This is a genomic window from Paralcaligenes ureilyticus, assembly GCF_004346225.1.
Classification (GTDB): domain Bacteria; phylum Pseudomonadota; class Gammaproteobacteria; order Burkholderiales; family Burkholderiaceae_B; genus Paralcaligenes; species Paralcaligenes ureilyticus.
Genome location: NZ_SMAJ01000002.1, coordinates 66,314 through 78,336, shown reverse-complemented (window position 1 = coordinate 78,336; position 12,023 = coordinate 66,314). Strand labels below are relative to the sequence as shown.

9 protein-coding genes are annotated in these 12,023 nt (G+C 58.7%); 1 reads left to right on the top strand and 8 read right to left on the bottom strand.

Going from position 1 to position 12,023, the window contains the following annotated elements:
• Positions 1–213: 213 nt before the first annotated feature.
• A complete protein-coding gene (tkt, locus tag EDC26_RS02670; protein WP_132579732.1) occupies positions 214–2,283 on the top strand; it encodes a transketolase in 2,070 nt (689 codons plus the stop codon).
• On the opposite strand, the gene EDC26_RS02665 is transcribed toward tkt, so the two are convergent.
• From EDC26_RS02665 to gnd, 8 genes are read right to left on the bottom strand one after another with little or no spacing between them, the layout of a single operon-like run.
• On the bottom strand, positions 2,278–3,576 hold the full coding sequence (locus tag EDC26_RS02665; RefSeq protein WP_243700752.1) for a glucoamylase family protein: 1,299 nt from the start codon (positions 3,574–3,576) through the stop codon (positions 2,278–2,280). The two genes, tkt and EDC26_RS02665, sit on opposite strands and share 6 nt — an antisense overlap.
• Positions 3,576–5,222, bottom strand: a complete 1,647-nt coding sequence (gene pgm, locus EDC26_RS02660; protein ID WP_132579731.1) for a phosphoglucomutase (alpha-D-glucose-1,6-bisphosphate-dependent) — start codon at positions 5,220–5,222, stop codon at positions 3,576–3,578. The genes EDC26_RS02665 and pgm overlap by 1 nt, the downstream gene beginning before the upstream one ends.
• Positions 5,219–6,139, bottom strand: a complete 921-nt coding sequence (locus tag EDC26_RS02655; RefSeq protein ID WP_132579730.1) for a 2-deoxy-5-keto-D-gluconate 6-phosphate aldolase domain-containing protein — start codon at positions 6,137–6,139, stop codon at positions 5,219–5,221. Before EDC26_RS02655 ends, pgm begins: the two co-directional genes overlap by 4 nt.
• The gene (gene pgi, locus EDC26_RS02650; protein WP_243700751.1) at positions 6,136–7,794 is read right to left on the bottom strand and encodes a glucose-6-phosphate isomerase; all 1,659 of its coding nucleotides are present in this window, start codon (positions 7,792–7,794) and stop codon (positions 6,136–6,138) included. Before pgi ends, EDC26_RS02655 begins: the two co-directional genes overlap by 4 nt.
• Positions 7,794–8,894 carry a transaldolase gene (gene tal, locus EDC26_RS02645; protein WP_132579729.1) on the bottom strand — a complete coding sequence of 367 codons (1,101 nt, stop codon included), beginning with the start codon at positions 8,892–8,894 and terminating at the stop codon, positions 7,794–7,796. Before tal ends, pgi begins: the two co-directional genes overlap by 1 nt.
• A complete protein-coding gene (locus tag EDC26_RS02640) occupies positions 8,891–9,598 on the bottom strand; it encodes an HAD family hydrolase (protein WP_132579728.1) in 708 nt (235 codons plus the stop codon). Before EDC26_RS02640 ends, tal begins: the two co-directional genes overlap by 4 nt.
• Positions 9,595–10,986 (bottom strand): glucose-6-phosphate dehydrogenase, encoded by a 1,392-nt coding sequence (gene zwf, locus EDC26_RS02635; protein ID WP_132579727.1) that lies wholly within the window; start codon positions 10,984–10,986, stop codon positions 9,595–9,597. Before zwf ends, EDC26_RS02640 begins: the two co-directional genes overlap by 4 nt.
• On the bottom strand, positions 10,986–12,017 hold the full coding sequence (gene gnd, locus EDC26_RS02630; protein WP_132579726.1) for a phosphogluconate dehydrogenase (NAD(+)-dependent, decarboxylating): 1,032 nt from the start codon (positions 12,015–12,017) through the stop codon (positions 10,986–10,988). Before gnd ends, zwf begins: the two co-directional genes overlap by 1 nt.
• Positions 12,018–12,023 lie beyond the last annotated feature (6 nt).

Here is a 12,023-nt window from a genome sequence, read left to right as displayed (position 1 = left end):
TCCTGAAATCATGGCGGTAAGAACCGCAAGACAAACATAGATATAAACACGCATCTCGTGCCCCTTATGAAATCAGAGCTGTCAGTATAGTTTTTTCCGGCGTCGATACGGGATGAACATGAAACAATTTCACATGCCTGCCCTGCACGCATTGACCATCGCTCAAGCAGGCACTACGATAAAAGCAGCCAAACAAAACCAAAAAGCCGCCTCATGAACTCAACACTTTCCACCGCCGCACTGGATCAACTGTGCGTCAACACACTGCGTTTTCTGTCGGTCGATACCGTACAACAAGCCAATAGTGGGCATCCGGGCTTGCCGCTGGGCGCTGCGCCCATGGCCTATGTGTTGTGGACGCGTTTCCTGAAAACGCATCCGGCCAACCCGCATTGGTTCGACCGCGATCGCTTTGTGCTGTCCGCAGGGCACGGATCGGCCCTGCTCTACAGTCTGCTGCACCTGACGGGCCATGATTTGCCGTTGGCCCAGCTCCAGCATTTCCGCCAATGGGGCAGCATCACGCCGGGTCATCCCGAACGCGGCTTGACGCCAGGCGTCGAGGTCACTACCGGGCCTCTGGGCCAGGGGTTTGCCAACGGCGTAGGTATGGCGATGGCCGAAGCCAATCTGGCGGCACGCTACAACCGCGACGGGCTACCTGTCATCGATCATTTTACGTACGGCATCGTCAGCGACGGCGACCTGATGGAAGGAGTAGCCTCGGAAGCCGCGTCGTTGGCGGGCCATCTGCAATTGGGCAAACTCATTTATCTGTACGACGATAATCAGGTCACCCTTTCGGCCGGCACAGACATCACCTTTACCGAAGACCGTGCGTCGCGTTTCGATGCCTACGGCTGGCATACCCAACATGTGGAAGATGGCAACGACTTGGCGGCCATTGACGCCGCCATTAACGCCGCGCGAGCCGAAACCAAGCGCCCTTCTCTCATTCTGGTCCGCACCCACCTGGGCTACGGCTCGCCCAACAAGCAGGACACCTACGAAGCGCATGGCTCGCCCCTGGGCGTGGAGGAAGTGCGCCTGACCAAGCGTAATCTCGACTGGCCCGAGGACAAAACCTTTTATGTCCCGGACGCGGCACGCGATCATTATCTGCAAACTCAAACTCGCGGCAAGCAGGCCGAAACGCACTGGCACGATCTGTATGCCGCGTACGAAAAACAGTATCCGCAACTCGCGCTCGAACTGCAGCAATGCATACGCGGCGAATTGCCTGACGGTTGGGATACCGGAATAGCGCCCTTTCCGGCCGATGCCAAAGGCCTGGCCACCCGGGTCGCATCGGGCAAAGTCATGGCCGCCCTCTCGGCGCGTTTGCCCACACTGATAGGCGGTTCGGCCGATCTGGACCCGTCCACGTATACCGCGTTAAAGGGACTGGGCGATTTCGAACCTGCCGGTGTCAATGCCCAGGACCGCCAAGGTTCCGATGGCGGAGGCTGGAGTTTTGCCGGCCGCAATCTGCATTTTGGCGTGCGTGAGCACGCCATGGGCGCCATCATGAACGGCATGGCGGCGCACCGCGCCGTCCTGCCCTTTGGCGCCACCTTCATGGTGTTTTCCGACTACATGCGCCCTGCCATCCGCCTGGCGGCCTTGATGGGCCTGCATGTCGTGTACGTATTCACGCACGACAGCATTGCCCTGGGCGAAGACGGATCCACCCATCAGCCGATAGAGCAATTGGCCAGCTTGCGTGCGATTCCGCACCTGATTGTGATACGTCCGGGCGATGCCAACGAAACCGCCATCGCGTGGCGCGTAGCCGTGGAAAGCGCCGACAGGCCGGTAGCGCTGATTCTGACACGCCAGAACATCCCTACCCTGGACCGCGGCCAATATGCCTCGGCCGATGGATTGCGGCGCGGCGCCTACATTCTGGCCGAGGCGGCCAGCGGCAAACCCGACCTGATTCTGATCGCGACCGGCTCCGAGGTGACGCTGGCCATAGCCGCGCAGGCGCAATTGCTGGAAAAAAATAATATCCAGGCGCGTGTGGTCTCCATGCCCAGCTGGGAGCTGTTCGACGAGCAGCCACAAGATTACCGCGATGCGGTGCTGCCGCCCGCGCTAACGCCAAGGCTGGCGATTGAAACCGGTGTTTCACAAGGCTGGCGCCGTTATGTGGGCGACCACGGAGATACGCTGACGATAGATCGCTTCGGCGCCTCGGCGCCCGGCGACGTCATGCTGCGTGAATATGGTTTTACCGTTGAAAATGTGTGCCAAAAGGCGGCTGCGCTCGTGCACTCATAACCAGCCGCCGCTAAAGCCCGCTCGGCGCAAGCCTTGGACGATATAGGGGCAACCACGCATCAGTTGCCACAACATTTCGCTGCGATAGTTTTCGACCATGAGTATGATCGGCCCCTGGTTGATCCCGAAATGCCAGGGTGATACCCAGCCGTAGGGGTTATGGGATTTGACAGGGTACGTGGGATTGAATGACGACTTGAAACCATACGGATTACCGGCCTTCAAATCGATCTCATGGACGAAGTGGTCGATGGCGGGCAGGACGATTTCCGGGGCAAACGGCAGCGAAGCCACGACCACCCAGGGCGCGATAGTTCCATCGTCGGGTCCATGCGGTACGCCGCGCGCCACATAATCAAAGAATTCATGCTTGCGGCCGTTAACGTCCAAGATCGCGGGGCCCGGGCCGTCGCTGGCGGTAATGCCCCAGCAACATTCACCATACCCGGCAAAGCCAAGAGGGTTATCAATGGCGTATTTTTGCTGCACCAGTGTGGCGCGACGGCTGTTTTCGAAGTAATCCAGCCCCTTGGCCCGCATGACGGAATCTTGTATGCCGCGAAAATCCACCCAGATGTGCGATAGCTGATGGGTAAATAGCGAGCCGGCATACAGGTATTCGTAGCCGTAGCTGCTTTCCCAGCGATAATCGGACGCCCATCCTTCGTAGCTGCCGTCGGTCAGCGGATGCGAGGGCGAGCCCAGCCCCAGGATATACAGCAGCAAGGCTTCGTCGTAGCCCCTCCAGCGATAGGGCAGAAAACCCGCCTCCGGCGTCCATCCCAACGACACCGCCTCGCCCGCATCCTGCGCCCAGGACCAATCGGCGCGCTGATATAGCGCATCGGCCAGGCGGCGAATTTCACGTTCATCGGGAGAAGCCGCGCTGAAGTACTGTGCGGCCGTCAGCGCGCCGGCGAATAGAAATGCACTGTCTATCGTTGATAACTCGCATTCCCAGGCGCGGCGGCCGGTATCCATGTCCAGAAAGTGGTAAAAAAACCCCTGATAGCCCGTGGCATCGGGCTCGGGGCCGTGCGGACTATTCCAGAAAAAGCGTAAGGTGGTCAGAATGCGCTTGATGGCCATCGTGCGCGAAATGAAGCCACGCTCCACCGCAACAGGGTAGGCAGCAAGCGCCAGGCCCACCGCCGCGATGCTCGCAGGCCATCCCGGCGCCGTTTTGTCGATGACCAGACCGTTCTCCAGATTGGTCTCGTACATGAAATAAGTGAAGGACTCGTGCTGCAGCAGCCTGAGCTCCGCATCGGTACTGAGTGTCTTTGGGGCCACTATTTCTCCGTCAGTGCGGCGTCCACCATGGCCTGCGCCTCTTTGACGATAAGGCGCAAATGATCTTCTCCGCGAAAACTCTCTGCATAAATCTTGTATATATCTTCGGTGCCCGACGGCCGCGCCGCAAACCAGCCACTGTCGGTGGCGACCCTCAAGCCGCCGATGGGGGCATCGTTGCCCGGTGCCTTGGTCAGAATTTGCGTGATCTTTTCGCCCGCCAGTTCGGTGCAAGTCACCTGCTTGGGTGAAAGCGCCAACAGTTTCTTTTTTTGCGCCGGCGTAGCGGCCGCTTGAACCCGATCGGCGCAAGCCTCGCCCAGGTCGCGCGTAAGCTGTGCATAGGCTTCTCCCGGGTCGCGTCCGGTGCGCGCCGTGATCTCGGCTGCCAGCAAAGCCGGCACCAGGCCATCCTTGTCGGTCGTCCAGACCGAGCCGTCAAGCCGCAAAAACGAGGCACCGGCGCTTTCTTCGCCGCCAAATCCAAGCGACCCGTCGTACAGGCCATCCACAAACCATTTGAAACCCACCGGCACTTCATAGAGATTGCGCCCCAATCGTTTGCACACGCGATCTATCATTTGAGTGCTCACGACCGTTTTTCCCACGCCCGCGCTCTTTGACCACTTAGGCCGGTTCTGGAACAAATAATCAATCGCCACGGACAGATAATGATTGGGCGAAAGCAAGCCGGCCCGATGGGTAACGATGCCGTGCCGATCGTGGTCGGTATCGCAGGCAAAGGCAATGTCGTAGTGGTCTTTGAGGCCTATCAGGCGTTGCATGGCGTAGGGCGAGGACGGGTCCATGCGAATTTGGCCGTCCCAGTCCACGGTCATGAACCGGAAGGTCGGATCAACCTCAGCGCTGACCACTGTCAGGTTCAGATGATATTTTTCGCCAATGACGCCCCAATAGTGCACGCCAGCGCCGCCCAGCGGATCGACACCCATATGGATATTGGCGCCGCGTATCGCTGCCATATCGACCATCTGGTCGAGTTCGCTCACATACGTGTTGAGAAAATCGTAGCGGTGCGTCGTGGTCGCGCGCAAGGCAGCCTCGAACGACATTCTTTTAACGCCCTTGAGGCCCTCTTTCAGATACAGGTTGGCCTTTTTTTCAATCCAGCCGGTAATGTCGGTATCGGCCGGGCCGCCGTTGGGCGGGTTGTACTTGAAGCCGCCGTTGTCGGGCGGGTTGTGCGAAGGGGTGACCACGATGCCATCCGCAAAGCCTGTGGCACGATCGCGGTTGTACATCAATATGGCCAGGGAAACGGCGGGTGTCGGCGTGTATTCATCGTGCTGGGCCAGCATGACGTCCACACCGTTGGCCGCCAGCACTTCCAGCGCGCTGACATAGGCCGGTATCGACAAGGCGTGCGTGTCTATCCCCAGGAACAGGGGGCCGCTGATTTTATGTTTGCCGCGATAGTCGCAAATGGCCTGGCTGATCGCCAGCACATGCCATTCGTTGAAACTGACTTCGAAGGCCGAGCCGCGATGACCCGAAGTGCCAAAGGCAACACGCTGTGCGGGCACGAAAGGGTCCGGCGTTTCAGAGTAATAGGCCGTGACAAGTTTGGGCACATTCACCAGAATCGTCGCGGGCGCGGGTTTGCCAGCCAACGGGCTGATATTCATAGCGCGGCTCCCGCCGCGGTTTTGAAAACACCGACCCACTCGCCATAATGCCGCGCGATACGGGTCACGGTGTCCTGTCGGGACACCTTCTTTGATTCATAGTCGGCGATGGCGTCCCAAAAGGTGGTGCGCCCGACGGCAAAGCCTGTAAAGCCCGGTACCTGCGCGGCAACCTGAAGCCATTGCACGACCTTTTTTTCATCGGCCCCGCGGCCCAGGACGATACAGCTGACATCATGGCGGCCCTCGCGACGCACTGTCTGAACCATTTGTTCACAATCTTCCCGACGATCGAGGCCTTCGATCTTCCAGATATCGGGTTCGATTCCCGCGTCCTGCAAGGCCCTGATGGCCGTACGCATCAAGACGGGGCGAAGTTCCATATCGTAGGCATCCTTGTCGTTGCCAACCCGTTCCATTTGCGGTTTGCTGGCGGGTACCAGCAGTTCGAACATAAACGACTGGTCGGCCGCCCGGCAATAATCGGAGAGCCGCTTCAGGCGCGCGGTCTGGCGCTGGTTAAGCACCGTGTCGCCCTCGGGGTTATAGCGCACCAACACCTTGGCAAAAGTGGGCTTGACCGCTTCGATATGCGTGGCAAATGCATCGCCATACTCGAATTCGAATTCATCCGAGCCGCTTTTTTCGACCGAGACTGCGGTGACATAGCCTTCCCGGTTTGCATCGCGCAGTATGTCGGCGCCAAACTCTTCATCGACCAGAATCCCCGCGGCGGCAGCGGGCACGGCAGGGCTTAGCGCCTGCAGGAATCCATCATAGATAACACGCTTGCTGTCGGCCACTGCCTGCTGCTGCTCGGGCTTCAAGGGTGGGTCGAAATGAAACATCTTGCTCACGTAGGAACTCCGATGATCAAACGGCAGCAAGTACAGTGGAGTGGTATAGCCCAGGCTCATGATTGTCCCCTTCTTAGTTGACGATAGCGCCGAATCAGGGCATTGGTGGAACTGTCATGGGCAAGCGCCGGCTCATCGGCGTTTTCAAGCTCGGGAATAATGCGCTGCGCCAGGATCTTGCCCAACTCGACCCCCCATTGATCGAAAGAATCGATATTCCAGATGACCCCTTGGGTAAAGACGCTGTGTTCGTACAGCGCAACCAGTTGCCCTAGCGTCTGCGGGGTCAGGCGCGGGGCCAGGATTGTGTTGGTGGGACGATTGCCCGCGCAAATTCGATGCGGCGCAAGCCAGGCTGGCGTCCCTTCGGCCAGAACCTGTTCTTTTGTTTTGCCAAAAGCCAATGCTTCGGTCTGCGCAATCAGATTGGCCAGCAATAAATCGTGGTGACGGCCCAGCGGGTTCAAGGCTTGACCAAAGCCGATGAAATCGCAAGGAATGATGCGCGTCCCTTGGTGGATCAACTGATAGAACGAATGTTGGCCATTGGTGCCCGGCTCGCCCCAGTAGATCGGCCCGGTACATACATCGACTGTTGCCCCTTCGAGCGTAACGTGCTTGCCGTTGCTTTCCATGGTCAGTTGCTGCAGATAGGCCGGAAAGCGCTTCAGGTAATGCTCATAGGGCAGCACGGCGACCGTTTCAGCACCCAGGAAATTGTTATTCCACACCGCCAGCATGCCCATCAGTGCGGGCAGGTTTTGTGCAAACGGCGCCGTGCGAAAATGGTTGTCCATCGCATGAAAGCCAGCCAGCATGGCGTGGAAATTATCGGGGCCAATCGCCAGCATCGTGGACAGGCCCACGGCCGAATCCATAGAGTACCGACCGCCCACCCAGTCCCAGAAGCCGAACATATTGGCCGCGTCTATGCCGAACTTGGCCACGCCCTCGGCATTGGTCGATACCGCCACGAAATGCCGCTGCACCGCCTTTTCATCTTTCAGTTTTTGCAAACACCAATCACGAGCTGTATGGGCGTTGGTCAGTGTTTCGAGCGTGGTAAATGTCTTGGAACAGATGATGAACAGCGTTTCTTCAGGATCGAGATCGCGAGTGGCTTCGAAGAAATCGGCGCCATCCACGTTAGAGATAAAACGAAACGTCATATCGCGCTGGCTGTAATGGCGCAACGCTTCATAGGCCATGACCGGCCCCAAGTCGGAACCGCCTATGCCGATATTGATCACATTGCGGATGGCGCGGCCGGTAAATCCCGTCCAGCGACCGCTGCGCACGCTGTCGCTAAAAGCGGCCATATGATCCAGAACTTCGTGCACTTCGCGCACCACGTTGACGCCATCGAGCTCGATCCGATCGCCCTCGGGGGCGCGCAAGGCGGACTCCAGCACCGCCCGCCGTTCGCTGGTGTTGATTTTCTTGCCGCTGAACATCGCGTCGATGTGGGCAGCCAGGCCGCACTCATCGGCCAGCCGTGCCAGCAGTTTCAGCGTCTCATTGGTGATCCGGTTCTTGGAGTAATCAAGATAGAGGTCCGCGGCCTGGACAGTCAGGCGCTCGCCCCGCTTCGGGTCATCGGCAAAGATCTGCCGCAAATGCATATCGCGCATGGGTAGTGCGTGAGCCTTCAAAGCTCGCCAGGCCGGCCGATCGATAAGCCGTGGCGCGGAGCCGGAAGCGTTATTGGCCATCATCAACCCTTCTTGCTTTCGCCGCTATGGGCCAGGCTTGCGCTTTTGCCGGCGATGACCGCCATTAGGTCACCCCAGGATTTGCTGAACGCAGCAGCCCCTTCGCGCTGCAACTGCGTGGCCAGTGCGGCGGCATCCACGCCGGCCTGTGCGAACTCGACCAGCACCTTTTCCGCAGCTGTCACGTCGGCCGCCATGGCGCCATGCACGACACCATGATCGGCAAACGCATGCAGCGTTTTTTCGGGGACGGTGTTGATGGTGTTGGGCGCGGCGAGCGCTTCCAGGTAGAGCGTGTCGGAGGCCGCCGGGTCTTTGGTACCGGTGCTTGCCCACAGCAAACGCTGCTGCATGGCGCCGGCGTCAGCCAGCTTGTGCCATCGCGGCGACGCGAGTTGTTCAAGATAAGCCTGATAAGACCGCTGCGCGATAGCGATGCCCAGGCGATTATGCAGGGCCTGTGGAACAAGGTCTTTGACGGCAACATCCCAGCGGCTGACGAAGATCGAGGCCACCGAGGCCACTTTGGGGTCGAGACCTGCGGCGATGCGCCGCTCGATGCCGCGCATATACGCCTCGGACGCGGCCAGATATTGTTGGCGCGAGAAAAGCAAAGTGACATTGATCGGCACACCGGCAAAAATCGATTCTTCAATAGCCGTTATGCCGGCGGGCGTGCCCGGTATCTTGATGAATAGATTGTTGCGCTTGGCACGGCCATGAAGCCGCAACGCCTCGCGCGCCGTGCCTGCCGCGTCGTTGGCCAGCAGGGGCGATACTTCCAGGGAGACCCAGCCGTCCACGCCTGCCGTGGCCTTGTGGATGGGCTGGAACAGATCCGCCGCCCGGGTCAGATCTTCGAGTGCGAGATCGAAAAACAAGGCCTCGCCCGATTTGCCTTCCGCCGCCTTGCGAGCAATGGCTTCATCGTAAAAGTCGGTCTTCCCGATAGCCTGATCGAAAATCGTAGGGTTCGATGTCAGCCCGGTAACGTGAAAATTGCGCAGATATTGGGCCAGCGTGCCACTGTCGAGCAGCCCACGGGTAATGTTGTCCAGCCACAGGCTTTGGCCGAGTTTATGCAAATGTGCGGTGCCGTTCATAATATATTCCTTCCGGTCATGCCTGCACGGGCTGCGTTCAACAGCGCAGGCAAGCGATAGTTAAGTAGATCGCCGATATGCTCTACGGTCAAATCGGCCGCCGGATACGCAGCGTTACTTTTGGCGTCGAACGCGTAGTGCCCCTGGCGTGGAAAGACCGTGGTCAGGCGATCCCCCATAATGGCTTTCATGTCTGCCAAAATGCGCAGCTTGTCATCGACTATCACGTAATGTTCTGCCGGATAGCGTTGCTGAACATCATCGAGCATCTTCTCCTTGTGTATATAGATCAGTACCCGGCCTTCGACGGCCTGCCACAGCCCGGAACGCTGGATCTTGCGGGGCTGGAAGACCACGTCTCCATCAGACAGGATGACCGTAGGCCCCCAGCCGCCCAAATGCTTGACGGCCTCGATGGCATGAGGATAAAGCCGGTCGGCAAACGGATAATCGATGAGAAATGCGGACATTTGCAACAGGTGGGGGTCGCTCATTTCATCGGCCCGATAGCGTTGCAAGGTGCCCAGATAGTCGGCGTAGCCCAGCTCGGTACGCAACTGCTCGAATATTTCCCAATAACGGCCGGCGCTTGCGGCGCCGAATTCGCGATCAAGGTGCGCCTGAAGGTCATTCTGAACATGATCGTTGTCCAGCAAAGTGTTATCGCAATCGAACAGGAAAACGACTTCGTCGGTAGGTTTCATGATGACACCGCCTCTGGTTTTGGATCGTGCCAACGATCGGCGCCCGCAATGACCCGCGCCGTTTCGACGGGGCCCCAGGCTCCGGGCTGATACTCGATAATGGGTACGGCGTTGCCCAATATCGGCTCCACCACCCGCCAGGCCGCTTCAACCGTATCTCCACGCGTAAACAACGCGGAATTGCCGGCCAGCGCATCGCCCAGCAAACGTTCATAGGGAGTCATTTCGTCATCCGGGTGATGATGCGCAATGAGCTCGGTATCGGTGCCTGTCATGGATTTTCCCGGTGTTTTGACGCGGGCGCCCACAGTAATCAAGACATCGGGGCTAAGCCGGAATCGGAAATAGTTGGACGCCGCCCCATCATCGGCATCAAATACCGGGGGTGTCGGGGGTTTCAACTCAACCAGCACCTCGGTGCAGGTAACCGGCATTTCTTTTCCGGCCCGGATGTAGATGGGTACGCCCTTCCAGCGTACGTTGTCGATATGCAGCCGCAACGCGGCAAACGTCTCAACCTGAGAGTCATGCGCCACACCGTCTTCTTCCCGGTATCCTTGAAACTGGCCGCGCACGACTTCCGTGGGCAGGAGTGGGCGCATCGCATTCAGAACCTGCAGCTTGGCGTCGGGTATGGAATCAGGGTCGCTGTTTTTTGGGGCTTCCATGGTAAGCAAAGCCATCACTTGCAGCATATGGTTTTGCACCACATCGCGTATGGCGCCTACCTCTTCATAAAAAGCGCCCCGCCCCTGGACGCCGAATTGCTCGGCCATGGTGATTTGCACGCTGGCCACGTGCTGCCGGCACCAGACCGGCTCCAGAAATGTGTTGGCGAAGCGGAAATACAGCAGATTTTCGACCGCCTCTTTACCCAGGTAGTGATCGATGCGAAAAATCGCCTCTTCGGGAAACGATTCGTGCAGGGTCCGATTAAGCGATTGCGCCGACGCAAGGTCGCGGCCGAACGGCTTCTCGACCACCACGCGGGCATTCTTGGCGCAGCCCGATTTGGCCAATCCCTTTGTAACTGCCTTGAACATGCTGGGCGGAATGGCCAGGTAATGCAAAGGCCGCTGGGCCTGCCCCAACGCGTTATGCAGTTGCTGATAGGTTGCATCGTCCTGATAATCGCCACTGATGTACTGCAGCCGGGCCGACAGCTTTTTGAAGGCATCCGCATCCACGCCGCCGTGTTTCTCCAGGCTGTCTCGTGCGCGATCCCTCAACTGATCGTCAGTCCATTTCGATCTGGCCACGCCGATGACAGGCATATCGAAATGGCCGCGCTTAATCATCGCCTGCAAAGCCGGGAATACCTGCTTGTAGGCGAGATCTCCGGTCGCACCAAAGAAAACAAAGGCGTCGGAATGAGGGCTTGTTGTCATTAGCTATCCTTTTTGAGGGGCGCCGTCTTTTCAACGTGGCCGCCAAACCCGTGGCGCATGGCCGACAAAACCTTGTCGCCAAAATCGGCATTGCCGCGCGAACTAAAGCGTTGAAAGAGCGCTGCGCTTAAAACAGGCACGGGTACAGCTTCGTCGATGGCCGCATTGATTGTCCAACGGCCTTCACCGGAATCGGACACGCGGCCCGCAAAATTTTCCAGCTGCGGGTCTGTCAGCAATTCTTGTGCCGTCAGGTCGAGCAGCCACGAGGTGATAACGCTGCCCCGCCGCCAAACCTCAGTGATTTCCGCCAGATCCAGATCATATTGGTAGCACTCGGGGTCGCGCAAGGGTGTCGTCTCGGCATCGGTGTCGTGTTTCTGCTTGCCCACGTTGGCGTTTCGCAGTACGTTCAGGCCTTCGGCATAGGCGCCCATCAGGCCGTATTCGATGCCGTTGTGAACCATCTTCACAAAATGCCCCGCTCCTTGCGGGCCGCAATGCAGGTAGCCCTGTTCGGCCGTGCTACCTGGCTTGTTCCGGCCGGCCATCGGCGGAGCGGCGCCAATCCCTGGGGCCAGCGCCGCGAAAATCGGCGATAAATGCGCAACCACCTCTTTTTCACCGCCGATCATCAGGCAATAGCCGCGTTCAAGGCCCGCCACGCCGCCGCTCGTACCTACGTCCAGGTAATGGATTTTTTGCGCAGCCAGCTCGGCACCGCGGCGAATATCGTCGCGATAATATGAATTTCCGCCGTCAATGATAATGTCGCCGGCATCGAGCAAGGGCGCGAGCCTGGCCAGATCGGCGTCGACAACCGCAGCCGGCACCATCAACCATACTGCGCGCGGCTTGCTCAGCTTGGAAACAAGGTCTTCAAGGGACGACGCGCCGGTCACGCCAGGTTTAATGGCCGCCTTGACGGCATCGGCCTTCAGGTCGTACACCACGCATTCATGGCCATTTTTTGTCAGGCGTTGCACCATATTGGCGCCCATGCGCCCCAATCCAATCATGCCGATCTGCATCCTGAA